General features: G+C 61.1%; 23 protein-coding genes. 10 read left to right on the top strand and 13 right to left on the bottom strand.

The features are described from left to right. Positions 1–40 precede the first annotated feature (40 nt). From addA to NVV72_05255, 8 genes are read right to left on the bottom strand one after another with little or no spacing between them, the layout of a single operon-like run. Positions 41–3,568 (bottom strand): double-strand break repair helicase AddA, encoded by a 3,528-nt coding sequence (gene addA / locus NVV72_05290; GenBank protein ID MCR6658776.1) that lies wholly within the window; start codon positions 3,566–3,568, stop codon positions 41–43. Continuing rightward, the gene (locus NVV72_05285; protein ID MCR6658775.1) at positions 3,565–4,239 is read right to left on the bottom strand and encodes a PD-(D/E)XK nuclease family protein; all 675 of its coding nucleotides are present in this window, start codon (positions 4,237–4,239) and stop codon (positions 3,565–3,567) included. Before NVV72_05285 ends, addA begins: the two co-directional genes overlap by 4 nt. Continuing rightward, positions 4,226–5,002, bottom strand: coding sequence for a hypothetical protein (locus NVV72_05280; protein ID MCR6658774.1), 777 nt, complete (start codon positions 5,000–5,002; stop codon positions 4,226–4,228). The genes NVV72_05285 and NVV72_05280 overlap by 14 nt, the downstream gene beginning before the upstream one ends. After that, the gene (locus tag NVV72_05275; protein ID MCR6658773.1) at positions 4,948–6,588 is read right to left on the bottom strand and encodes a hypothetical protein; all 1,641 of its coding nucleotides are present in this window, start codon (positions 6,586–6,588) and stop codon (positions 4,948–4,950) included. Before NVV72_05275 ends, NVV72_05280 begins: the two co-directional genes overlap by 55 nt. Beyond that, positions 6,585–7,295, bottom strand: a complete 711-nt coding sequence (locus NVV72_05270) for a nucleotidyltransferase family protein (protein ID MCR6658772.1) — start codon at positions 7,293–7,295, stop codon at positions 6,585–6,587. The genes NVV72_05275 and NVV72_05270 overlap by 4 nt, the downstream gene beginning before the upstream one ends. Beyond that, positions 7,292–8,365: a phosphotransferase gene (locus NVV72_05265; GenBank protein ID MCR6658771.1), complete on the bottom strand. Its 1,074-nt coding sequence runs from the start codon at positions 8,363–8,365 to the stop codon at positions 7,292–7,294. Before NVV72_05265 ends, NVV72_05270 begins: the two co-directional genes overlap by 4 nt. Further along, entirely contained in the window at positions 8,362–8,820 is a 459-nt protein-coding gene (tsaE, locus tag NVV72_05260) for a tRNA (adenosine(37)-N6)-threonylcarbamoyltransferase complex ATPase subunit type 1 TsaE (protein ID MCR6658770.1), read from the bottom strand. Before tsaE ends, NVV72_05265 begins: the two co-directional genes overlap by 4 nt. Continuing rightward, on the bottom strand, positions 8,813–9,634 hold the full coding sequence (locus NVV72_05255; GenBank protein ID MCR6658769.1) for a 1-acyl-sn-glycerol-3-phosphate acyltransferase: 822 nt from the start codon (positions 9,632–9,634) through the stop codon (positions 8,813–8,815). Before NVV72_05255 ends, tsaE begins: the two co-directional genes overlap by 8 nt. Before the next feature lie 92 nt (positions 9,635–9,726). Here NVV72_05255 and NVV72_05250 point away from each other — a divergent pair, with 92 nt between their 5' ends. The 7 genes from NVV72_05250 to NVV72_05220 all read left to right on the top strand — a co-directional run bounded on the left by NVV72_05250 (position 9,727) and on the right by NVV72_05220 (position 15,013). After that, entirely contained in the window at positions 9,727–9,891 is a 165-nt protein-coding gene (locus NVV72_05250; GenBank protein ID MCR6658768.1) for a hypothetical protein, read from the top strand. A 142-nt stretch (positions 9,892–10,033) separates the two neighbouring features. Continuing rightward, positions 10,034–10,906, top strand: coding sequence for a hypothetical protein (locus tag NVV72_05245; protein MCR6658767.1), 873 nt, complete (start codon positions 10,034–10,036; stop codon positions 10,904–10,906). Positions 10,907–11,165: 259 nt separating this feature from the next. Further along, positions 11,166–11,687, top strand: coding sequence for a hypothetical protein (locus NVV72_05240; protein ID MCR6658766.1), 522 nt, complete (start codon positions 11,166–11,168; stop codon positions 11,685–11,687). Positions 11,688–12,121: 434 nt separating this feature from the next. Continuing rightward, positions 12,122–12,538 carry a transposase gene (locus NVV72_05235; GenBank protein MCR6658765.1) on the top strand — a complete coding sequence of 139 codons (417 nt, stop codon included), beginning with the start codon at positions 12,122–12,124 and terminating at the stop codon, positions 12,536–12,538. Continuing rightward, positions 12,535–12,882 carry an IS66 family insertion sequence element accessory protein TnpB gene (tnpB, locus tag NVV72_05230; protein ID MCR6658764.1) on the top strand — a complete coding sequence of 116 codons (348 nt, stop codon included), beginning with the start codon at positions 12,535–12,537 and terminating at the stop codon, positions 12,880–12,882. The genes NVV72_05235 and tnpB overlap by 4 nt, the downstream gene beginning before the upstream one ends. 71 nt (positions 12,883–12,953) lie before the next feature. Further along, on the top strand, positions 12,954–14,582 hold the full coding sequence (locus tag NVV72_05225; protein MCR6658763.1) for an IS66 family transposase: 1,629 nt from the start codon (positions 12,954–12,956) through the stop codon (positions 14,580–14,582). Between the two features lie 125 nt (positions 14,583–14,707). Then, on the top strand, positions 14,708–15,013 hold the full coding sequence (locus NVV72_05220) for a hypothetical protein (GenBank protein ID MCR6658762.1): 306 nt from the start codon (positions 14,708–14,710) through the stop codon (positions 15,011–15,013). A 351-nt stretch (positions 15,014–15,364) separates the two neighbouring features. On the opposite strand, the gene rplS is transcribed toward NVV72_05220, so the two are convergent. From rplS to NVV72_05200, 4 genes are all read right to left on the bottom strand, one after another. Beyond that, positions 15,365–15,805 (bottom strand): 50S ribosomal protein L19, encoded by a 441-nt coding sequence (gene rplS / locus NVV72_05215; protein ID MCR6658761.1) that lies wholly within the window; start codon positions 15,803–15,805, stop codon positions 15,365–15,367. 53 nt (positions 15,806–15,858) lie between these two features. After that, positions 15,859–16,581, bottom strand: coding sequence for a tRNA (guanosine(37)-N1)-methyltransferase TrmD (gene trmD / locus NVV72_05210; GenBank protein MCR6658760.1), 723 nt, complete (start codon positions 16,579–16,581; stop codon positions 15,859–15,861). A 31-nt stretch (positions 16,582–16,612) separates the two neighbouring features. Further along, positions 16,613–16,837, bottom strand: a complete 225-nt coding sequence (gene nrtS / locus NVV72_05205) for a nitrate/nitrite transporter NrtS (protein MCR6658759.1) — start codon at positions 16,835–16,837, stop codon at positions 16,613–16,615. Between the two features lie 88 nt (positions 16,838–16,925). Continuing rightward, positions 16,926–19,268 carry a TonB-dependent receptor gene (locus NVV72_05200; protein MCR6658758.1) on the bottom strand — a complete coding sequence of 781 codons (2,343 nt, stop codon included), beginning with the start codon at positions 19,266–19,268 and terminating at the stop codon, positions 16,926–16,928. A 280-nt stretch (positions 19,269–19,548) separates the two neighbouring features. On the opposite strand from NVV72_05200, the gene NVV72_05195 reads away from it, so the two are divergent. The 3 genes from NVV72_05195 (at position 19,549) to NVV72_05185 (ending at position 22,997) form a co-directional block, all read left to right on the top strand. Further along, the gene (locus NVV72_05195) at positions 19,549–20,691 is read left to right on the top strand and encodes a sterol desaturase family protein (GenBank protein ID MCR6658757.1); all 1,143 of its coding nucleotides are present in this window, start codon (positions 19,549–19,551) and stop codon (positions 20,689–20,691) included. 101 nt (positions 20,692–20,792) lie between these two features. Continuing rightward, positions 20,793–21,833 (top strand): L-glyceraldehyde 3-phosphate reductase, encoded by a 1,041-nt coding sequence (mgrA, locus tag NVV72_05190; GenBank protein ID MCR6658756.1) that lies wholly within the window; start codon positions 20,793–20,795, stop codon positions 21,831–21,833. Positions 21,834–21,857: 24 nt separating this feature from the next. Continuing rightward, on the top strand, positions 21,858–22,997 hold the full coding sequence (locus tag NVV72_05185) for an aminotransferase (GenBank protein ID MCR6658755.1): 1,140 nt from the start codon (positions 21,858–21,860) through the stop codon (positions 22,995–22,997). 36 nt (positions 22,998–23,033) lie between these two features. On the opposite strand, the gene NVV72_05180 is transcribed toward NVV72_05185, so the two are convergent. After that, complete coding sequence (locus NVV72_05180; GenBank protein ID MCR6658754.1) at positions 23,034–24,065, bottom strand: cupin-like domain-containing protein; 1,032 nt, start codon at positions 24,063–24,065, stop codon at positions 23,034–23,036. Positions 24,066–24,484 lie beyond the last annotated feature (419 nt).

Below are 24,484 nucleotides of genomic sequence, written 5' to 3'. Positions count from 1 at the left end.
CAAACGATTAGCCAATATGTAAGAGCATTGGTGGCGGAAATCAACGCACGAGAATTTCATCAAGCCTGAGATTTACTAAAGCCTCGCTTAAGGGCGTCAGCTTGGGGCCGTCGGTCCATAGCAGGGCCGCTTCCACAGTCTTTTGCGGATAGATCTGGCGCAGCAGGGCGACATAGCCGGCCATTTGCCGCTGATAGGCAATGGCGGCATCTTCAGCCCGATCAGGCGCCGGGCGATTGGACTTGTAATCGATGATCACCACGCGATCCGGCGTCACCACCAGGCGGTCGATGCGGCCGGACAGCATGATGGCGTCGCCTCGCACGGATTTGCCGATACTGCCGGCCAGGGCCACTTCCGGACGCGAATCCGGTCCGAAGGCTTCGGCGAAGCGCGAATCAGTCAGCACGGCCATCACCGCCCCGGCCATTTCACGGCGCTGGCTGGCATTGAGATCTGGCTGGCGGTCGAGATAGCGCGCCGCCATCTCATCGCGCTTTTCAGGGGCAATATCCGGCAGGATTTCAAACAGCTTGTGGATCAGGTTGCCGCGGCGATACCGACCCAGGCCGTTTTGCGATTCCAGCGGCGAGGGGGCACGTTCTTCGTCTTCGCGGTCCTCGTCGCCCATCTGCGAAATCGCTGCCCAGCGCTCGCGCCCACGCTCGAGATCGACCTCGGTCTGAGCCACGATCCGGGTCACGAAACCCGGCAAAATAACCTCCGGCGGCGTGATCGCGGCTTCGGCCGCTAAGGTCGCCGAGCGCTGGCCATAGAGCCGGATCACGGCGGTGTTTGCCTGTTCCAGATCATCGAAGGGTGCCTTCAGCGGCATGGCCTCCACGCTGTGTTCCAGCTTATCGAAGGCATGGCACAGCAGGTCATACCAGGGATCGAAGGCAACGCCTTTCGGCGTCTTCTTGCCGGCATAGCCGCAAAGCGTCAGGCGGTCGCGGGCGCGCGTCAGGGCCACGTAAAGCAGGCGCAGGCCCTCCTGCTCGTCCTTCAGGGATTTGGCCGCGCGGATTTCGCTGATGCCGGCGGTATCGCCCTTGCGGCCATTGGCGCAGAGATAGAGGCCGCCATCCTCGCCACGCAGCAATAGGTCATCCTTGCTGGCGCTGGTATGCTGCGGTCCGATCGGCAGGATGACCCACGGCGCTTCCAACCCCTTGGAGCCATGAACGGTCATAACCCGTACGCTGCGGCCGCCTTCTTCCTGTTCGCGTTTGATCTGTGCCGCCCGAAACTCGAACAGGTCCAGGCAGGCGGAAAGACCATTGAGCCCAATGCCTTCGCCCTTCAGCGCCAGGGCCAGGGTTTCTTCCAGCACATCCTCGCACTCATCGCCCAGCCGCGTCAGGAAACGCTGCTTGATCGAGCGGCCCCCACCATCGCGGCGATTAAGAACGCGCGCCAGGAAATCGAATGCCGTCTGATCACGCGCTGTTCCCAGCGCCCAGTGCAGGAAGGCCCGTGCCTCGGCAAAGCGGCCCTCCGTCTCCGGATGATCGCGCAGGCGTCCCCACAGCGTGCCTTCTCGGCCCTGCGCCAGGGTGTAGAGATCGTCTTCGCTCAGGTCGCATAACGGCGAGCGCAGCACGCAGGCCAGAGAGAGATTATCGTTCGGCTGCAAACAAAAGCGCATCAGGGCGCGCAGATCCTGGAAGGCGATATGGTCTCCCAGCTTCAGCCGGTCGGCGCCGGAAACCGGCACGCCGGCCATCTTCAGTTCACGGATGATATGCTCGAACAGGGCGTCGCGCTTGCGCACCAGGATCAGCACATCGCCGGCATGAAGCGGCCGCGCATCACCTTTCTTGTTGAAAACGACGCGGCCCTGCTCGATCTCGCTGCGGATGGTCGCCGCCAGTTGTCGCGCCAGCCGTTTCGCAGCCGGATCACGCGTCCCGGCATCGACCGGGGCGATATCGACATCATCCGCCGTCGTCTCTGGCGCGTCGATCGGCTGGACCTGCGGCCACAGTTCCACCAGTCCTTTTTCCTTCAGGCGGAAGGCTTCGTGGGTGATGACGTGGTTATAATCGAGCGTCAGGGCGTGGGAGAGATCCTGCGCATCATATACGGCATCGACGAAACCCAGGATTTCCGGGAGGGTGCGATAGGAGAGGATCAGTTCCGGCACCCGCGGGCTTTGCCCCGCCGCGACGGCCCGGCCGATGAAATACTGGCGCGCTTCGGCGAACTTGTCCGGCCGCGCCCCCTGGAAGCCATAGATAGACTGCTTTTCATCCCCCACGGCAAAGACCGTGCGAAGCTGCGCGTCTCTGACCTGACCCCCAAGCTGACCAAGCCCGCTGAAGAAATCCTCGGCCAGGGATTTGACGATCACCCACTGGTCTTCCGAGGTATCCTGTGCCTCGTCGACGAGAATATGTTCCAGCCCGCCATCGAGCTTGAAAAGTACCCAGCTTGCCATGTTGCCGCGCGACAACAGGTCTTTCGCCTTGTTGATCAGATCCTGGAAATCAAGCGCGCCTTCGCCGGCTTTGCGGCTCTGATAGATGTTGCTGAAGGCATGGAAGAGCAGCAGGGCATCGAGCGTATTGCCGGCGATTTCCGCCGCACGCTGGCGGTCCATCACCCCCGGCACGGCCTCAGCAAGGCGATGCAGTTCCTGTTTGTCCGCCTCGCTGGCCTTGCCGGAATAGGTATGGCTGCTGAAGGTGCCCTTGTCGGTATAGAAGCACTTGTACCAGTCTTGAATATCGAAACGGCCGGCATTATGCGCCTCGATCACGGCCAGCAGTTTGGCGCCGGTTTTCTGATTGTAGGCGCCGTCCGTCGTCGCCATGGAGCGCGCCAGGTTTTCTATCCCTGGCCAGTAGAGGCTGTTTTCATAATCGGAAATAACCTCATCCGGTGAGGTCAGCTCTTCCAGCCCCATGCTCTGGAAAATGCCGAGCGCCCAGTTCTTTTGCCGCGTCATCAGGGCCTCGAACGCTGCCTTGAGATCATCATGCTGGTGGATAAATTGTGACAGCAGCCGCTCGAAACCGGAAACCTTCAGTTTACGGATCAATCGGTCACGGGCTTCGGTGGTGACGCTAAATTCCGCCGCCTCAAGGGTCAATAGATCGGCGGACGCCTTGGCTGCCAGTTCGCCGCCGATCAGGTCGTCCAGCACCTGAAAGGCAGGGGAAAGCCCGGCCTCCAGCGGAAAGCGGCGCAGCAGCTTTTCGCAGAAGCCATGCAGGGTCTGGATTTTCAAACCGCCGGGCGTTTCCAGCGCCCTGGCGAACAAGGCGCGCGCGCGGGCCAGGTCGTGCGGCGACTCATCGATGCGTTCCAGATCGGCACTCAGGTCGTCATCGCTGCGGATCGCCCACTTGCCGAGTTGATCGAACAGGCGCTCCTGCATTTCGGCGGCGGCGGCCTTGGTGTAGGTGACGCAGAGGATGCGCTCCGGCCCGGCGCCATTCAGCAGCAGACGGGCCACGCGGTTCACAAGCGTGGAGGTCTTGCCTGATCCGGCATTGGCGGTCAGGAAGGCCGAGGCTTTCGGATCGGCGGCGATATTCTGGGCGTTCGGGTTTTGCGCGTTCATTCCGAAACCTCCTCGTCGGACGTTTCCTCGTCGCCCAGCACGCTCCATTCGTAGAGCCGCGCCAGATGATCGTAATCCCCGCCACGCACCTTCTGGTATTGCGGCGCGGTCCATGACAGATAGGGCTTGCCCGGATCGGCATAATCCTCCAGCCGGCGGCGCAAACCGTCGAGCGCCTTCTCGGCCAGGTCGGTGGCGATTTCGCCTTTGGGCACGGCATTACGCGTGGCCGTTCTGTCCGGGGTCACCTGGACATAGAGCAATTCGCCGATCGGTTTTTCCTGGGCAATGCTTGCAAAACCGCCGTGGCGGATAATGGCGGCGGTCAGGGTCAGTTGCGGGTAAAAGCCCGCCGCCACCGCCTTGGCCGAAGGCGGCTGACCGGTCTTGAAATCGAGAATATCGACGCCGTCGTCACGCACCTCGATGCGGTCGGCCTTGGCCGTCAGGGTAAAGTCCCCCAAGGACGTGGCCAGTTTTAGTTCGCCCTGCTGCTCGATCACCAGACGCGGGCGGGCGGCGCGTCGTTCGGTCTCGAAGGCGATAAATTCCCGCGCCATGCCCGGCAGGAGCGGCCTTTGCAGGGCCATCTGCGCCGGTGACAGATGTGTCGTGGTCAGTTCCTCCTCCAGCATGTCCGTCAGCCGGCGCACGCCCTCATCGCCCAGCACGCCGGTCTCGGCGAAGCGTTCCAGTGCTCTTGTGGATGGCGGTGCCGCGCTGGCGGGCCTCCACCGGTTCGTTGGGGCGGTCCATCGGCTTGAGGCCGAGAATCCGCCGCGCATAGATGGCGTAGGGGTCGCGCACGAACACCTCGACCTGCGTCACCGGCATCGACATCGGCCGCACAGCCACAGGCGGTTTCGGGGCGGGGCGAGTAGCGGCTTTAAGGGGCGCCGGCTTATCCGGCAGGCCCGCATCCATCGCCCGCGCCCAGTCAAGATAGCGCCCGTCGGTTGGGATTTTCAGACCGGCGCCGTCACACAGGGTTTGCAGCCGCCACAGCCAGCGCGAGGCCACCTGCGGCTCGCCTTCGCGGCGGTGGCGGTTGATCAGAAAGACTTCCGGCGCGGCGGCAGCCTGGACAAAATCATGTGCGGAAAGACCCGTGCGGCGTTCAGGCGTTGGCAGACCCAGGCTCTGGCGCATGGGGCGTGACAGAAACGGATCTAGCGCCGGCGCCTGCGGCCATACCCCTTCTTCTAGCCCGGCCAGGATCAGCCGGTCGGCCTTGACCAGGCGCGCCTCGATGGCGCCCAGGATCAGCAGGCGTGGATGGGTGTTGCCGCCGGTGCGCACCTTGCCCTGATTGATGAGGTGGCGCAGGATATCGCCGACCTCGCGCGCACCGGAAACCGGAAAACCGCTGCTTTCGCGGATCAGTTCGGCCAGCAGTTCCGATGCCTGCAAACCCGGCGCGCCGGACCACAGCACCTGCCGTCTTCCAACGCCAGGCTTTCCGCCAGGGCGATGATGCGACCCACTGAGCGGCCCAGATCGGCGAAGGCATAGTCCTGCGCCGGCTCGATCAGGGCCAGATAGTTTTCCCACAGATCCGTGGCCGCCTCATCGACACGGCCCTCATGGTTTGGTGTCACCAGCCTGTGGGTTATGCTGTCGATACTGGCCGGGGCCGCGCCGCGCAAGGCGCCTTTTTCCAGCCCGTAGCGACCGAAATGATCGGCAAAGCGGCACCACGGGTGATTTAACAGGCTGAGCAGGCGTACCGGATCGTGCGGCGTCTCCAGCAGAGCCAGCACATCCAGCAGGAACCGCCCGACCGGCGTATTGGCCAGCGGCTCACCCGCCGAGGAATCCGGTTGCAGGCCCCAGCGCGAGAGACGCGCGGCCACCCGGCGCGACAGGGCTATATCCGGCGTGATCAGCGCCACCACCTTGCCGGCCTCTTCCAGGGCTTCGCGCATCAGCAGCGCAATGACCGAGGCAGCCTCTTCGTCGCGCGCCGTATGTATTTCGGTCAGGCCCTTCAGGCCCTCGGTGAGCGTATCGCCTTCCTCGGCCTTGAGCACGGCGATCTGGGCCAGCCAGTCCTTCGTGGCCTCGGCGGGACGCAGGGCCTCATTGAGCAGGCGGCGGCGGGCATCGCCCTTGCGATCGGCCTCCATGGATGCCGGCCAGGTATGGACTTGGTCCCGCGTGATCCCGTGACGGTCCAGCGCGCGCTTCATCGTGCCCTGCGGGTGCGAATCCTCGATCTGCGCCCAGACCGCTTCATCCAGATGCAGGTCGAGCCCTGGCAGCACCACAGCGCCCTGTTCGGCGGTGGCCACGATGTGCATCAGGTCGGCCATGGATGGCGCCGAGCCGGTCGTGCCTGCCAGAATCAGCGGCGTTTGCGGCGGATGATCCGTCCACTGATCAACCAGCCGGCGGATCAGGGTGACCTGCCGCTGCGAGGGGTCCATCAGGCCCAGTTCGGCCAGACGTTTCGGCCAGGCGCGCACCGCCACATTGAGGAATTTGGCCGATATCTGCCAGTGCTCGGCCCAGCTTTCCAGCACGTATTGGTCGCCGCCCAGGCCGGAAACGAGGCTCTCCAGCCGGTCGGCGGCGTCTATCTCTTCCAGGGCAAGCGAATCGAAAAACCCGGCCAGGCTGTCGGCCAGTTCGAGCGCCAGTTTCGTCGAAACATCTCTGCCCTCAAGCCCGTCATATTCCGTGGTGATCAGGCGCGCCAGTTCGAAGCGGCGGCGCAGGGGCGAAAGCGCCGGCGGCAGATCGAGCGCCAGGGCTTCGAGATCGAACGGCGGTTCGCCCTCATCAAGATCGCCGATGGCTCGTATCTGCGGCAGGAGTAGGGCGCCGTTGCGCGCTGCCTGAGAGAAAGACCGCGCCATGGCCCGCGCGCCGCGCCGCGTCGGGGTCAGGATTTGCGCGGTCGAAAGTCGGTCACCCAGGGCCTCGCAGATGCCGCGCGCCAGATCGTCCAGGAAACAGCGTCCGGACGGGATGGTGAACCAGCGCGGCCCTGGTCGGGCGAAGATATCGGCCCCGTTCATGCCTTGAGCCGTGCCTCGGCGAAATCACGCGCCGCCGGATCACCGACGTGCATCCATTCGCCGGTGAAAACCGTGCCGTGCAGCCGGCCTTCAGACGCCAGCCGTCGCCAGATACGCGACAGGGAAAATGCGCCTTCCGGTTCGCTGTCGACGATCTGCGGTCTGGTGATATGCACACCCATATAGTTCCACGGAGCCGAGGCTGCATCATTGCGGAAGGCCAGCCGACCGTCTTCCATGAAAAAGTCGCCCGGCCCATCGAAACCGTGACTGGTCTCCATGGCGGTAACCAGAAGCGTGGCATCCATCTCGTCCGGGTTCCACTGATCGCACAGGGCCTTGAGCGCCGTGCCGTCCGGCGCGCTTTCCCGCCAGACGCTGTCGATATTGGCGACCCAGATGGGGGCCTCTCCCAGCAAGGGCCGCGCCTTTTTCAGGCCGCCGCCGGTTTCCAGCAAGGCGTCACGCTCATCCGAAATAAGGATGTCGAGATCGGTTCGCGCCTGCAGATGCGCTTCCAGCCGGTCGGCGAAATAATGGACATTGACCACGAATCGCTTCGCGCCTGCCGCGCTCAGGCGATCGAGCATATGGTCGATCAGGGTGCGGCCGCCAACCTCGACCAGCGCCTTCGGGCGATCGTCAGTGAGCGGACGCATACGAGTGCCCAGACCGGCGGCAAGGATAAATGCGGTTTCAGGGATCACAGATGGTCTCCAAATCCATTGTGCACAAACCAGCCGCGCAGGTCTTCCATGCCTTCGGTGGCGAGATTGCGTTTCAGATGGCCCCACATGCGCGGGATAAAGGCTTCATATTTTGGCTTGTTGTCGCGCGTCACCAGACGGGCAAAGACACCGAGAATGCGCGCGGCGTTCAGCGTCGCCAGGGCGGTATAGTCGCGCATGAATGCTACCCGGTCGACCTGCGGACGCAGGGTGAAATAGTGTTCGAGGCACTGCGCCTCCAGCGCCGGAGAGACATTTCGCCGGGCGTCCTGCAACAGGGAGAGCAGATCCCATGACGGATGGGCGCGCAGGGCATCCTGGAAATCGATCAGGCCAACCCGCGCTACGCCTTTGCGTTCCGGCAGCCAGATCAGGTTTTCGGCATGGAAGTCACGATGAATAAATACGCTGGCCCCGGCCTCGGCGCGCTTGCGGCGCGGCGCCCACAGGGATTCCCACTCAGTCAGGGCCTGCGCGGTCAACGCGGTAGAGCGATCATATTGCGGATACCATTCGGTAAAGACATCCGCGCCGGTTTTCAGCGCCAGATCGTCATAGACCAGCAGCGGCCAGCCACCCGCCAGAATATCGGGTGGAGCAGTTTCATGCAGTTTCGCCTGGACCTCGATGGCCGCGAGATAGAGCGGCGCCTCAGCCTCGCCCTTTTCGATCAGCGAGACAAACAGGCTGTCGCCCAAATCCTCGCTGATCAGCAGGCCATTGGCGGTATCGGCCGCAATGATTTCCGGCGCGGAAAGCCCTTGCGCCCGCAGATACTGCGCCACGGCTACAAAGGCTTCCAGACGCCCACCCGACAGCCGGGCCAGGGCATAATAGCCCTTGGCGCACCGTTCATCCGGCGTATCGCCGGGGGCGCAAGGCACGGCATCGTTCGGTGGCTGGTCCATCAGCATGAAGCGGCGGCCATCCGGGCAGACCAGGCGTTCATAACGACGCGTCGAGGCATCGCCCGGCAAGGCATGGCGCTCGGCATTCCCAAAGTCGTGGGTGGCCAGGAAGGATTGTTTCAGGGTTTCGCGGTCGCTCATCGGAAGCGTCCCCGCGGAGTCATGACAACCTGCCGGCCACCTGCCCGGCCCTCTGTCAGGTTAATATCGAGACGATCTTCAAAGCCCAAATAGCCCAGCCGCTGCGGCCATTCGATCAGCAGGACGCTGTGCGGCAGGGCATCGTCGAGCGCCAGTTCGTAGGATTCTTCCGGTGATTTCAGCCGGTAAAGATCGAGATGGGCAATCTCGAAACCGGGTCCGTCATAGGTCTGCATCAGGGTAAAGGTGGGGGAGGGCACGTCCTGATCGGGATTTGTCAGCGCACGGACGATCGCGCGCGCCAGGGACGACTTGCCCATGCCGAGTTCACCCAGCAGGTAGATGACATCACCGGCTTTCAGCAAAGGCGCGATGCGCCCGCCCAGCGCTATGGTGGCAGCTTCGTCAGGCAGGTACAGGCTGTGCGGGCGGGAGAGATCAAAAGCGTCAGGCATGAAAAACCTTATCCGGCGCGGCCGGTAGTTGCAACTCGACATAGGCTTTCAGGCGGTCGGTTTCCAGCCCTGCTGCCTGAGGATCGATCAGCGGCCCGACGGTCAGGTCGAAGCGCTTGCCGGCCTTGTTCAGCAATTCGTGGAAGAGCGTGATGTCGCGCAGTTCCTGCGAAAAGCGGTTGAACAGGTGAAACCAGACGCTGTCCGGTCCGGCCACATGCACCGGCACGATCGGTGCGGCATATTTCTGCGCCAGCGAAACGGCGGTCGGCGCCCAGGGCGGATCGATCAACTGGCCCTGTGCGTTGCGCCGCGCCAGCCGTCCGGCCGGGAACATCACCACGCAGCGTTCACGCTCGAACGCGTCCCTTGCCCCTTGCAGGGTCAGGCGTGTCTTTTCGCGCGTCCGCTTGGCTTCGACCCATTCCACCGGGATCAACGCCTCGGTAAAGCGCGGATTGACGCGCAACGCATCGGCATTGGCGAAGAAGATGGCGTCCGGCCGGCGCCTCAGGATGGCGTCATAGACCGCGATGCCGTCGGCGATGCCGGTCGGGTGATTGCAGACCATGAGGCAGCGGCCGCTTTCGGGCAGCCGGTCGAGGTGGCGCGCCGCCACCTCAAGCGACAGCAGGTTCGAGACGTAAGCGAGCGCCTCAGACCCCGCCATGCCGGCAATGGCATTGGCCATGCGCACGGCCTTGTTGCGTCCGAGAACCGTGTAGAGCACCGGCCTGACCACCGGCCATGCCGGCGATCGCACCAGCTTCGGCGCGCGCTCATGGATCAGTTCATCGACAATATGCAGGGTCATGCTTGCTTTCCGTAACCCGCTTCGGTTGCTTCCGGCAAGGGCGCCGCGCATTGCGCTTGGCAAAGCGGGCGGGTCTCTGTATGACTCCCGCCATGCCCGACGCCTCGTCCCATTCGCTTCGTCAGGAAGCCGTATCTGCCGCGCCGGTCAGCGAAGACCGCCGGCGGCCAAAGGCCATGGCCCCCTATGCCGGCCTGTGGATTGCCACGGTTTTGTGTGTGGTTTTTGCACTCATCGCCATGTTCCTGCAGCGCTGAGCCCTGCAAACCGCACCAGACAGGCGATTTTTAGCCCTTTTGCATGGATTTCTTATATTAACCATGATGGGTTTTCGGGACGTGCGTTAAGGATTATAGTCCGTTCCGATCAAACGTCCTGGGGAGGCTTGCGGGGGTGATGATGAGCCGAAAAGTCCTGTTGTGGGCCATGGCCCTGGTGGTCATATTGCCGACGCTGTTCGGGCTGGGCTACTGGTTCTACTGGGACCAGTTCCAGCGCTATGCCCCCGTGACCATCACGGCGCCAGCCGATGTCGCCGCCATCCAGAGCCTGCTCGATCGCGCCGACTATGTCTCACCCGATTTTCAGAAGGCCGTCCTGACCACCGGCCCCGCTTCGGGCGTCACCACCGCCGTCACCCAGCCGGTATCAAAGCGCTGGATCTATCTTGTCACCTTCCGTAACTGCCAGCCCTGCCGCGCCTATGAGGAGATCGAGTTTCCGCGCCTCCAGGCCGGGGGAATCGAAACCCGTGTCGTGCCCTTCGCCCTGGCCGATAATGGCGCCACGAAGCAGTCGACGCCGGAAGAGCGCTCCACCATCGCCGAACTGTGGCTGAACCGGAGCTGGCCGCTTTACCAGCAATGGCGCAATACGCCGGTCGAGAGCTGGAAGGCGGAAAACATTGCTGTGGCTGATGACGACATGGCGCGGTCGGGCGTGGTCTGGGCATCGCGCGAATTCATCACCGAACTGGCGCCGCTTTTGCGAAACAGCAAGGTCACCATCGCCTATCCGCTGATTATCTGGCGCAATAAGAATAACGAGCTGCGCGTCTGTAGCTGCACCAGCAACAAGGCGTATCACTTTATCCGCGAGGATCTGGGCCTGCCGGGCGATCTGGAAACCGATGTTCGTGACCTGTTGAAATTTCCCAAGCAGATCCTGCCTTCGGGCAGCGAAAGCTCGGCCTCGTCCTCCAGCCTGGCGCCCGCACCGGGCCTAACCTCAGGCACGAATTACGGGCCGGATTCGGCACCATCGAGCTTCTGATTTAAGGCAAGGATTGATCGCGGCTGCGCTTTTTATTGTGCCGCCGTAATCTTTTATCGGCCTGCCCACACCAGATATAGACCCCAAACTTGAAACTCAGGCAGGTAATTCTTCCCTTATACCTCCCCACCTTTAGTGGGGAGGGGGACCGCACGACGACGCGAAGCGGCTAGATGCGGTGGTGGGGTATCTTCTTCTTTGTTAAAAATAATAATGTAATTGATATCCTTTCATCGTAACTTGCGAAAATTGCGAAAGAATGGCTAGAAAAATGAACATCGGAAAAACAGCACTGGGATTGTTCACATCAATCTATCTTGGTGCTTGGATGGTGGGTTGCGCTACAACTCAATCCGATTACGATCAGGCGGTTCAAGGTGTTATTGTATCAGCGCTTACAAGGCCAATCGCCGACATTGAAAGCCGAGCTGCCGCGGACGACGGGCAGGCACAATATGAGCTAAGCATTCTCTATGTCTATGGGCTTAGGGGCAAAGATAAAAACCTTGAGACAGCGTCCATTTACCGGACAAAAGCGATGCGCCAACGTGGCAGAGAAGATCAGAAATTTTATCGCGGCGCTAGTTCCAATAATTCCGGAGGGTACAGTACGAGAAGTGTATCTGCATTCCATTGGATTGTCTCTCATGCTGACGGTATTAATAAATGCACTGTTGCATTGTCAGCGAATAGTCCAGACGCTGATAAATACTGTATCGGCAACCGGACGGTAGATGAAATGCGGCAATTATGGAAAAGCGCCAATTCAGGATTACGGTGACATACGCGGGATTGCGAGCGTCCGGGGGGGGCGAATTACGCTGACACGTTATCAATTGCGTAGTTTCTCAGCGGCCTGATTGCCGCTTTAATTTACCCAATCTATCCCCCTGTCAAATTCCCGGTGCATCCTATCCGGATGTCGCAGGATGACAACACAGCACAAGAGCAATTAACCCCAGACGAGCGCCGCACGCTTCTGCGCGCGTTTGCCGACCGGATGCTGCTGAAAGTCACCGCCATGGACGATCCCGCAGACCTGCCGGGCGTTGAAAAGGCCATGCGCGTGGCTGCTGTTATCGAGCGGGTTTACAGCCGCTGCGACGTAAGCCTCCGGCGAGGGCCGCCTTGTTCATTCGCCTTTGTTTCGCGCAGTTATCTGCCTGTAGGTAGTGCTGGCAGTAGTGCCGGCACTGGTGCTGGAAAGTTTTGTCGATGGCTACAAGCGGGATATATGTTCAGCGCCGGACCTGGAGTTGGCAAGAGAAGCGTCAAATTGTGGACGAGGCGTTTTCGGGAGAGGCCAGTGTTTCGGCCGTAGCACGGCGGCATGGCCTTCAAAACCACCAGATATATCGCTGGCGGGATGGCCTTGCGGCAGAACGTGTGAATGAGGCTGCCGGAGATTTCGTTGCGGTCACGGTGACGCCGGAGGCTGGCGTGGCTTTGGTGCCGGCCCTTTCAGGTCCTGGCAAGGACACGGAGGCCAAGACGCCGAAGCGTGCAAGTGGATGTACCAAGGGCATGGTCGAGATCGTTATGCCCGATGGATCGTTGATCCGGATTCCGGTCTCAGCCGGCGCTCGATTTGCTGCTGACGTGGTGGCGGCGGTGTCGCCCAGACGGCTATGATCCCGGTTCCGGCCGGTGTTCGGGTGTGGTTGGCGATGGGCCATACCGACATGCGAAAGGGCTATAACGGTTTGGCCCTGATGATCCAGGAGAGCCAGAAGCGTGATCCATCGAGCGGGCACCTGTTTGTCTTCCGTGGCCGCCAGGGCGACAAGATCAAAATCATCTGGCACGATGGCCAAGGCGCCTGCCTGTTTTACAAGCGTCTGGACCGGGGCCGTTTCATCTGGCCGGCCGTCAAGGATGGCAGTGTCAGTATCTCGCCAGCCCAACTGGGCTATCTCCTGGAAGGGATCGATTGGCGCAATCCGCAGATGACATGGAAGCCGGAAAGTGTCGGCTGAACGGGCATGTTTATTGGGTTGAGAGCCGTAAAATTCCTTTGCAAGATAGGGGTTTTGTGATTCACTTCGGCATGGAAACGACGCCCCAAATCACTCCGGACAATGTGGTCGCTTTGGAGGCGAAGCTCCTTCATGCGCAAGCCGAGCTGGCGGCCGCCAAGGCGGAAAATGCTGACGCCCTGGCGACCATCACGCACCAGAAGCTGGTCATCGCCAAGCTCCAGAACGCGCTGTACGGTCCGCGCTCGGAACGTAGTGTCCGTCTGATCGATCAGATGGAAATGACGTTCGAAGAGATCGAGGCGACCGCGACCGAGGCGGAACTGGCGTCGCAGGCCGCTGCCACCAAAACCTCCACGGTCGAAGGCTTCGTGCGCAATAAGCCGGCGCGCCGGGCCTTCCCCGAGCATCTGCCGCGTGAGCGGGTTGTCGTGCCTGGTCCCACAGCCTGCGCCTGTTGTGGCGGGGATCGTCTGCGCAAGCTTGGCGAGGACGTTACTGAAACCCTGGAGGTCATTCCGCGCCAGTGGAAGGTGATCCAGCATGTGCGCGAGACGTTCACCTGCCGGGACTGTGAGAAGATCAGCCAGGCGCCAGCCCCCTTCCACACCATCCCCAGAGCCTGGGCCGGGCCGAACCTGTTGGCCATGATGCTGTTTGAGAAGTTCGGCCAGCATCAGCCCCTGAATCGGCAAATCATGCGCTACGAGAAGGAAGGCGTGCCCATCAGCCTGTCCACGGCCGCCGATGCTGTCGGCGCCTGTTGCGCCGTGCTCGATCCCCTCATCCGCCGGATCGAAGACCACACCTTTGCGGCCGGACGCCTGCACGGTGACGATACGACGGTGCCCGTGCTTGCAAAAGGCAAGACCGACACGGGGCGGATATGGATCTATGTTCGCGATGACAAGCCCTTCGGCGGCACATCGGCGCCGTCAGCCATGTTTTATTATTCAAGGGATCGAACGGCGGAGCATCCACAGGACCACCTGAAAACATGGCACGGCATCTTTCAGGCCGATGCCTATGGCGGTTACAGCAAGCTCTATCTTTCGGAACGAAGGCCGGGACCGATCCTGGAGGCGGCCTGCTGGGTTCATGCCAGGCGGCCCTTCTTTGCCATGGCTGATGCAGAGCAAAATGCGCGTCGCGTGGCGCAAGGCAAGGTGGCCTCCGTCCTATCGCCTATGGCGCTGGAGATGGTGCGTCGCATGGATGCCCTGTTCGATATCGAGCGCACGATCAACGGCAAGAGCGCTGAGGAGCGCAAGGCTGTACGTCAGGTTTCATCTGCGCCCCTGGTCGATGACCTCCATGCCTGGGTGGTGACGCAACGCGCCAAGCTGGCGCGCGGCAACGACCTTGCCAAGGCCATGGACTACATGCTGAAGCGCTGGCCGGCCTTCACGCGCTTCCTCGATGATGGACGAATCTGCCTCAGCAACAATGCTGCCGAGCGCGCCCTGCGCGGCATCGCCCTGGGTCGAAAATCATGGTTGTTTGCAGGCTCTGACCGCGGCGGTCAGCGGGCCGCTGCCATGTACAGCCTTATCGTCACGGCAAAGCTCAACGACATTGATCCCCAGGCCTGGCTGGCGGACGTCCTCGACCGTATCGCCGCTCACCCAGCCAACCGAATAGACGACCTCCTGCCCTGGAACTGGAAGCGGCTCCGCCAACTCGAACAGAAGGCGGCATAACCCCACCTGCGGCCTACGCCGAATGCTTACGCTGCGACCGCGCCGAACGCCAAAAGTCGGACCCGCGCAAAGTCGAAGCCGAACGCGCCACCTATGAAGAAGCGGCGATCAAGGCCAGGGTCTCATTGGCCGGTACGCTGAGATGGAGCGAAGAACGTCGCCGCGATCTCGGCCAGTGGTGGGACGCCGCCCAGGAGCTTACCCAAACCGTTACAAAGGCCGTGGTTGAAGCGCCGGTGCGGCCGCAAAAGTCTGCTATGCCGGAAGATCAGATTGCGGAGACGGCCTTCAAGGCGGCTCTGGCGGCACAAAAAGTCACCTATGTCGATTACACCGACGCCATCGAATCGGCCCGCGCCGAACTGGCCGCACAAAGACGGACGGCAAAATCAGGGCAAAGCACCGCGCCGCCGTTTCGCGGCCCACCCTGATAGTAAGGTTTTGAACCACGGATAAGGCACAGATGCCGCTGGCGCGGCGACACGGATAAGGCACGGATTTTGTGTTTTGTCCTTACAGCAGTGCCTCTTTCGTTGATTGTCCTGTCTGGCGCGTTTTTGGCGCGTTCTGATCTGATGACGGCTTCGCCGTCGATGGCGTACAGTTACAGGCTCTGCCTCTGGGCCTTATCCTGAAATCCGTGCCTTATCCGTGCCGCATCGCCTGCGATGCGTATCCGTGCCTTATCCGTGGTTTCCTTAAAACCAGGCCCTAAAACCAGACATGAAAAAAACCCGCCCTGTTGCCAGGGCGGGTTCTATTTTCGTCCACAAAAGTGGAATTTACGCTTCGGTGCCGGCGTCGGCATTGCCCGACGATTCAGCGGCGGCCATGGCGGCGCGCAGTTCGGCGCCCTTGGAACCGCGCGTCGAGTTCATCGAACGCTCGACGATACGGGCCGATTTGCCGCGGCGATCGCGCAGGTAGTAGAGCTTGGCGCGACGGACGACACCGCGGCGCTTGACTTCGATGCCTTCGATCAGCGGCGACAGCAGCGGGAACTTACGCTCGACGCCTTCGCCGAACGAGATCTTGCGGACCGTGAAGGTTTCGTTGATGCCGGCGCCGGCGCGGGCAATGCAGACGCCTTCAAAGGCCTGGACGCGCTCGCGCTCGCCTTCCTTGATCTTGACGCTGACGCGCAGGGTGTCGCCGGGCTGGAATTCGGGGAAGGTCTTGGAAGCGCGCATCTTTGCGACTTCTTCGGCCTCGATCTGTTGCAACAGGTTCATGTGAACCCTCCTATAATTATGAACGCTTTCGCGCTCGTTGAGGCTTATTTGCCCTTTAGCTGTGATTTGGAAAGATAAGCTTCCCAGAGATCGGGACGCCGCTCCTTCGTGGTTGCCTCTCTTTGCTCCTGTCGCCACTTGGCAGCTTTCTTATGATCGCCGTTCAGCAGCACTTCGGGGATGTCGAGGCCCTCGAACGTCCGCGGTCTTGTGAACTGCGGCTGCTCCAGGAGTCCATCCTCAAAGCTCTCATTATCAAGGCTTGCCGATGCGCCGAGAACCCCCGGAATAAGTCGCACCACCGCCTCGATCGTTACCATCGCCGCCGCTTCCCCGCCCGCAAGGACGGCATCGCCGACGCTGATTTCCTCGAACCCGCGAGAGTCAAGCACCCGCTGATCCACCCCTTCGAACCGGCCGCACAGGACAATCAGCCCCGGGCGGGTGGCCCATTCCTTGACCTTCGCCTGCGTCAGGGGCCTGCCGCGTGCGCTCATATAGACGAGAGGGCGATCGTTAAGCTCAATTGAATCAAGAGCTTGTGCGATCACATCCGCCTTGAGAACCTGACCGGGGCCACCGCCCGCGGGGGTATCGTCAAGAAAACCGCGCTTATCGCTTGAAAAGTTGCGAATGTCCAGTGTTTCCAAGGCCCAGCGCGCAGATTCTTTCCACGCCGTGCCGATCAGCGAGACGCCGAGCGGCCCCGGAAAGGCTTCCGGGAACATGGTCAGGACGGTGACTTCGTAGGGTTTGGTATCGGACATTGCGGCTCTATAACCGTAACATCCTCAAGAGTCACCCGGCCCGGCGACGATCAAGTTCGTTTTTCGCGGCGCTCCAGGTGGCCACGCAATACGGCGTGAAGTAGTTGAGAAACACATGCGCCCAGGCGACCGGCAGGCCATGCAGGACATTTTCACCCTGATTGATGATATTGAGAACGGTGCCGATTACCAGGGATACCTTAAGGGCATTGACCGCGATACGGCGACTGAACGCCAACCGCCAGAACTCGTTCATCTTTAACCCCAGGCAAGAAACCCCACCACCACCACGCCTTCGGCGCGGTTCCCCTCCCCGGCAGAGCCGGGGAGGTACAAAAAGGGTATTACCGCTTGAGGCGCAGGGTCAAGCCCACCGTGCGCGGCTGACCCATGAAGGCGTCGTAAGTGCCGCTCTGGAAGGGGGCCGCGAACGCGACCTGGTAATAGGTCTCGTCCGTCAGGTTCTGCCCCCACAGTTCCAGCGTCCAGCTTTCGTCCGGCGCGCCGATACTGAGGCGGCCATTATAAAGCGTATAGGCCGGCTGCACCTTGATCGGCGAAAGGTCGGAGCCGGTATTGTAGTCGCTGTTATACTTGGCGCTGAAGGTGGCATTGAAGCGGTAACCGCCGATGTCGCGCGTATAGTCGAGGCCATAGATGCCCGACCAGCGCGGCGCGAAGGAGGCCGTGCCATTGGCCAGCAGGGGCAGGCCGGGCACCGCTTCCGGCCCGAACTTGGCTTCGTCATAGGTCACGCCGCCATTGAGCCGGAAATCGCCGATGGCATAGCGGCCTTCCACTTCAATGCCCTTCGAGCGCAGGTGCGGCACCGAATCGACCACGAAGGTCGTGCCGAGGAAGGTATTGAGCTGGAAATTGCGGAAGGCTTCGTCAAACGCCGCCACATCGACCGCCAGGCGTCGATCGAGGAAACGGCCCTTGAAGCCAAGTTCGTAAGATCGCGAGGTTTCCGCCTTGAACGATGAATCCGTATCCACCGTGTAATCGATCTTTTGTTCGCGGTCGAGATTGAAGCCTGTACCCTTCCAGCCAGTGGCGTAGGTGGCGTAGGTCATCAGGTTGGGCGTCGCCTGCCATTTCAGCCTGATCGAGCCGGTAGTGGCGTCTTCGGCATCCTTCTGCGACAGGGTCAGGTCGTTGAAGGCCGGATTGGACCACGGGAGGCACAGCACGCCCAGAGAGCCCGTGGCGTTGGCGCAGGCAATGCCGCCGTCGCTGTTGGTGAAGGCCGAGGTCAGGCTTTTGGTCTGGTGGTTATAGCGCAGGCCGCCGAGCAGGGAGACGGTGTCGGTGATGAACCATTCCGCATGGCCGAAAACCGCCATGTTGCGTTCATGCTGGCGATAGGTGTCATGATTGCCCTGGCCGGCCACGAAGGACTGACCCACGGGCAACCCGGTCAGTTCCGACACGCGGTTAATATTGGCGCCGCCGCTCAGGAGCAGGCCGAGATAGGATTCATAATCAGCGCCATAAAGCGTTTCGTCGTGGCGTGTCAGGTCTTCGGAATTGGCGTAAAGGCCGGTCATCCATTCCAGGTGACTGGTCTTGCCATTCAGGCGGATTTCCTGCGACCAGGTATCGATGCGGTTGCCGAAACCACCATTGGGATCGCGGTAATAGATATCGGCGCTCGAAAAATCAGCGTCGTAACCATTGGTGTGATCCCAGTGGCGGTAGGCGGTGATGGATGTAAGCTGGACATTGTTTGCCAGGCGCAGATCCCATTGCGCGGAAAGTCCGGAATCGATCAGTTTCTGATCGGTGGGGCGGTTGGACCAGGCTTCGCGGGCCTTGGGATCGACCACCGAGGCGGTGCCGTCATCGGCCGCCAGTTGATCGACATAGGCGCGCGTGCCGCCAATGGCGATGGCCGTGCCTACGCAGCAGGATTCATCGCGCTTCGTATAGTCGCCGATGATGCGCAGGCGCGACCAGCCGTCGCCGTCATAAAGCAGTTGCCCGCGGGCCGACCAGTAGTTCTGGTCGCCGTCATCCGTCCGGGTGCGCGGGCCGTCGCCGGTATGGACCGTATACTGGCCGTCGCGCTGACGCTTCACCAGCGAGAGCGATCCGGCCCACTTGTCGGCGATCTTGCCAGTTGCATAGCCGGCAATCCCAAGCGTGCCCTGCTCGCCGGCCGTCAGTTCAAGGGTTTGCGACGGCGTGAACGACGGCAGCTTGCTGACCACCTGGATCACGCCGGCCGAGGCGCCCTTGCCATAGATATCGGATTGCGGGCCTTTCAGCACTTCCACGCGGTCGAGCACGCCTAAGTCGCTCATCGCCGTGGCGGTGCGGGCGCGCGAGACGCCGTCGATCACCATGCCGACCGAGGAATCGAGGCCGGGATTATCCCCCACCGTACCAACCCCGCGCAGGCGCGCCGTGGTCTGGGCCTCGTTGGCGGTGGAGGTGATCAGCAGCGAAGGCGTCAGGGTCTGCATGTCCTTCAGGTCATGCGCCCCGGCCTTCTCCATTTGGTCGCCGGAGACGACTGACATGGCGATCGGCGCCCGGCTCAGGGGCTCGGCCTTCTTTTGCGCGGTGACGATAACCTCAGTGGGTTCGGTATCCTGAGATAATGCAGGGGTAGTGAGCCCCGCCAGCAGGACGCCGGCGAGTGCCGTGCCCGTCAGCAGACGGCACGAAAGGGTGGAAATCATATTTGGCCTCTTTTTTACAGCCCCATTTTCGGGGTCTATGCCCCGCCGCCCTAGGCCCTTTGCGGTGCCTTCGCAAGCGCATAAAACGGGTGGGCAGGCTTTCTTTCCGTAAGGTAAGCCTGCAATGCCTTATGTGCCAAGGAATCGGGCGTCGGGCTAAAAACACGGTTTTCCGCGACTGTGCTCCGGAAAGGACAGTCCTCTTGATATACCGGCTCTTGCTGAAACCTTACGTTAAGTTATGCTGCCTAGGGTTGCGGCGTCATAATGGGGGTATCACATGATCAACAAGCTGCGTCTGGCCATCCGCAACGACCTGGAGGCGGCCGAAGAGGCCCGCGCCTTTGGCTCCGGCTGGATCAGCGGCGTACTGGGCCTGGCGCTTGGCGGCTCCGCCCTGCTGCTGCTTCTCAGCCAGCAATATCCGGCGTGGTTCTCGGTTGATGAGCTCGATGCGGTTCACAAACACCCCTTCTATATGGTGGCCGTGCAGATCATGACGTTTCTGGGCTTCGGCCCGGCCTGCCTGAATCTGATCCTGCGGCGCAACAAGATCATCGGCTTCACGGCCATTGTGCTCGTCCTGGCCACGCTGTCACTCGGCGTGCTCGGCAGCCGCCAGCCGGGCACCGCCGCCGCGCTCAATCTCGGCATCGACTGGTTCGTGCTCAACCTGCTGCTCAAGGGGCTGCTGTTCGTGCCGCTGGAAAAGCTGTTCAGCGGCGCGCACAGGCAGCCCCTTTTCCGCACCGAATGGCGCGAAGACCTGTTCTATTTCCTGATTTCCAGCCTGTTTGTTCAGTCCATGGCCTTCATTTCGCTGGCGCCGACCCTGGCCCTGATGGAACAGACGGGGAGCTGGGGCGGTTTCCGCGCCATGGTGGCCGGCCAGCCCTTCTTCATCCAGATCATCGAGTTGATGATCGTTTCCGATTTCATGCAGTATGCCTTCCACCGATCCTTCCACGCCGTGCCGTTCCTGTGGCGCTTTCACGCCGTCCACCATTCGGCCCAGGCCATGGATTGGATGGCCGGTTCACGGATGCATCTGATCGAAATCCTGCTGCTGCGCGGCTTCACCATTATTCCCATGTACCTCCTCGGTTTCAGCCAGGGCGCGCTCTATTCCTATATCTTCTTCGTCTATCTCGTTTCGGCCTATGTCCATGCCAATCTGCGCTTCAATGACAAATGGCTTTCGCCCTTCGTGGTGACGCCGCGTTTCCATCACTGGCATCACGGCATCGAAAAGGAAGCGATCGACGTCAATTTCGCCGTCCATTTCCCGTGGATCGACAGGCTCTTCGGCACGCACTACCTGCCAAAGGACGGGAAGTGGCCTTCGGGCTATGGCATTGGCGGCCATCCGGTGCCGAAAGGCTACTGGAAGCAATTCTGGTATCCGTTCAGGCGAGAAAACTGACACGCTAAAATAACGGCGGACGCACAAAAAGGCTTACACGCGCCGGCAAAGCCATTTATGAGACGGGACCAGAAAATCATATCCAGAGAAGAGGCGTCCAAATGGCTATTCCGGTTCCCTATGTTGCCGCTCATGACCGTTATATCTCCATGCCCTATCGCCGCTGCGGCCGGTCGGGGCTGAAACTGCCGGCGATCAGCCTGGGCCTGTGGCAGAATTTCGGCGGCGCCGATGTCTTCGAGACCGGTCGCGCCATTCTGCAATATGCCTTCGACAAGGGTATCACCCATTTCGACCTGGCCAATAATTACGGCCCGCCCTACGGCTCAGCGGAAGAAAACTTCGGCCGCGTCATGGCCAGCGATTTCAAGGCGCACCGTGATGAGCTGGTGATCTCGACGAAGGCCGGCTGGGACATGTGGCCGGGGCCCTATGGCGATGTCGGCGGTTCGCGCAAATACCTGATCGCCTCATGCGACCAGAGCCTGAAGCGCATGGGCCTGGACTATGTGGATATCTTCTATTCGCACCGTGTCGATCCGGAAACCCCGCTGGAAGAGACCATGGGGGCACTGGCCACACTACATCGCCAGGGCAAGGCGCTCTATGTTGGCATTTCCTCCTATTCGCCGGAACTGACCCGCAAGGCCGCCGAAATCCTGAAAGGCGAAGGCGTGCCGCTGCTTATCCATCAGCCTTCCTATTCCATGCTCAACCGCTGGATCGAGGATGAACTGCTCGATACCCTGGCAGAGCTGGGCACCGGCTGCATCGCCTTCTCGCCGCTGGCGCAAGGGCTGCTGTCGAACAAATATGTCAACGGCGTGCCGGCCGATGCCCGCGCCGCCAAGGCCGGGTCTTTCAACCAGGCCATGATCTCGGACGACAATATCCGCCGCATCAAGGCGCTCAACGCGATCGCGCAAAAGCGCGGCCAGAGCCTGGCGCAGATGGCCATCGCCTGGGTGCTGCGCGATCCACGGGTCACCTCCGCTCTGGTCGGCGCGCGCACGGTCGAACAACTGGCCGATACGCTGAAATCGCTCGATAACCTGGCTTTCAGTGATCAGGAACTGGCCGATATCGACACCTACGCCACTGAAGGCGGCATCGACCTGTGGAAGGTGTCGTCGACGCTCTAAGTTGGCCGATACCGGATTCCCCACATGAACCCTGTCTTTGCCGATCTGCCTGTCAGTATATTCGAGACCATGTCGCTGGAAGCGAAGGCGCGCGGGGCGGTCAACCTGGGGCAGGGTTTCCCCGAAACAGATGGTTTTCCGGAGGTGCGCGAAGCCGCCGCCCGCGCCTTGATGGAGCAATCCAACCAGTATGCGCCCATGCGCGGACTGCCGGTCCTGCGTCAGGCCGTGGCGGACTTCTATGAGCGTCGTCAGGGGTTAGAGCTTGATCCGGAGACGCAGGTGCTGATCACTTCGGGCGCCACGGAAGCGATCTGCGCGACGATTTTTTCCATGATCACGCCCGGTGACGAGGTGGTGGTGTTCGAGCCGATGTACGACGCCTATGTGCCGCTGATCCGGCGCGCCGGCGGCATTCCGCGCATCGTCCAGCTTAATCCGCCGCACTGGCAATTCAGCGATGACGACCTGAAAAACGTATTTAGTGACCGGACGAAATTGGTCTTGGTCACCACGCCGAACAACCCGACCACGCATTGCTTCACCCAGCCGCAACTGACCCTGCTCGGCGACTATTGCGATCGGTTCGACGCTTATGTAATGAGCGACGAGGTATGGGAGGAGGTGGTTTTTGAACGGTCCCATGTCAGCGTCCTGCATATTCCCGGCCTGGCGCGACGCGCGATTAAGATCGGTTCGGCTGGCAAGATATTCGCGCTCACCGGCTGGAAGGTCGGGTTTGTGGTGGCTGAAAAGGCGTTGATCGATCAGGTGGCGCGGGCGCACCAGTTCATTACCTTCGCCACGCCGCCGGCCCTGCAGCACGCCGTGGCCTTTGGCCTGGGCCTGCCTCAGGTGCGGTTCGATGCGGCGCTTGCGGAACTCAAAGGCCAGCGCGACTATCTCAGCGCACGGCTGTCGGGCGGCGGCTTCAAAATCCTGCCGGCCGAGGGCACCTATTTCCTCAATATCGACCTGCACGCCTCAGGCATCCAAGGCTCCGGCCTCGACTTCGCTTACGACCTGGTGAAACATCACGGCCTGGCCACCATTCCGCTGCAGGCGTTTTGCGAAAGCGGGCGTGACCTGCCGGTGCTGCGCCTGTGTTTTGCCAAGTCCCGCGACAGTCTGGAGCGGGGTGCGGCCGCTTTAATCAACTATTGATTTTCGTAAATAGTTAACAGAAACAACGGTTGAATATTAACCACGTCCGTCAACCAACGCCTTCAGGGCGGCGAGGATCTCGGCCCGGGTCTTCGCCGTCGGTTTGCCAAGCCCGCCCTGGTGCGCTGGCGGGATATGCGCCACCGGATCGCCATCCGTCTGGAAGATATAGTGGTCGAACATGGCCTTCCAGTAGCGCTTGTCGGCCGGGGAAATGTCCTTCAGCGCCAGCAGGGCGGCCAGGAAGGGCGCCATCGGATTTTCGGCCGTAGGCGCGCTGTTGCCCCACCAGTAATTGATCAGCACATTGAAGGTGTCGAGCGACTGGACGTGGTGCCACCAGTATTTCGGCACATAGAGCGCGTCGCCCGGTTCCAGTTCGGCCACGACCGCCGTTTTCAAAGCTTCGGCAAACCGGGGGAAGTGCTCAAAATCAGGCTCTTCAAGGCTGGCCAGGGAAATGGCGCGCCCCGAAGGGGTGTGGTCCATGGGGCCGATATAAAGGTTGGCGACCTGCTCCGGCGGAAAAAGGGTGAAACGGCGGCGCCCGGCCACCACGCAGGCAATATTGTGATCATTGTCATTATGCGTCTGGGCGCGGGTCGCATTGCTGATCCAGATGCGTGGCTGGATGGCCGGTGGCAGGATGGGGCAGGGGTTCTCGGCCACGAACCGCGGCAGGTGCAGTCGGGTTTCGGTTGACTGAATATAGATCCAGGGGGGATTGGGATGCACTTCCGCGGCTAGTATCTGGTCTATCCCGGCCGAGACGGACTTGAGGCGGCGATGAAAGTTGAAGTCGCTCATGTCCGGACCATAGGCGAAGCGGCCCTTGATGGCGTTATTTGCCTCCAGCACGCTGGCCGGGTGACCGTTATCCAGCCCCTTCAGATAGGCGGCAACCGCTTGTGTTCCGTCCTGTCCAGCCTTGACCACCGGCCAGTGCGCGACAAGCCCCTTCATCAGAACGGGTCTGCCATCGCTGACAAGGCTTGCAAGGCGTTCCGGCGAGGGGTGCGAAAGAGTCTCAACGGTGGGAAATGGCGGCTGGGAAGCGATTTTTGACATAACCATGAAAACGTATTGGAGTGGTTCGCGGCGGATGTATGGCGCCTGTTCTGGCGTCTATCTTTCGGTAAATGAGGCGTTGCGCAAATGAAAACTTGTCTGGAAAATCAGTTATATCCCCCTGAGAGCTATCAGAAGGCTGTCATAAATCATTAATCTCTGACGGATGGCCTGAATTGCCCGCGGCGTTGCAAAGCCTTCGAAATTTCAATGAATTTTTTGCCTCAACGTGCATTTTATTTTTAAATTATTATATAAAACAATGGGATAATGTGGCGCGCGGACGGCGGTTCGCCTGTGTCCCGCAGAGCGTCGAGGCCACATAAATGTTTCAGACTGTTGCAGCATGTGTGACATTCGCGCCATTGTTAGAATGGATTATGGCCAAAATGTCATAATGTGGCTGGATATTCGGCCAA

This window comes from Asticcacaulis sp. (assembly GCA_024707255.1).
Taxonomy (GTDB): domain Bacteria; phylum Pseudomonadota; class Alphaproteobacteria; order Caulobacterales; family Caulobacteraceae; genus Asticcacaulis.
Note: the sequence above shows the minus strand (reverse complement) of the source record. Positions and strands in the feature narration are given on the sequence as shown.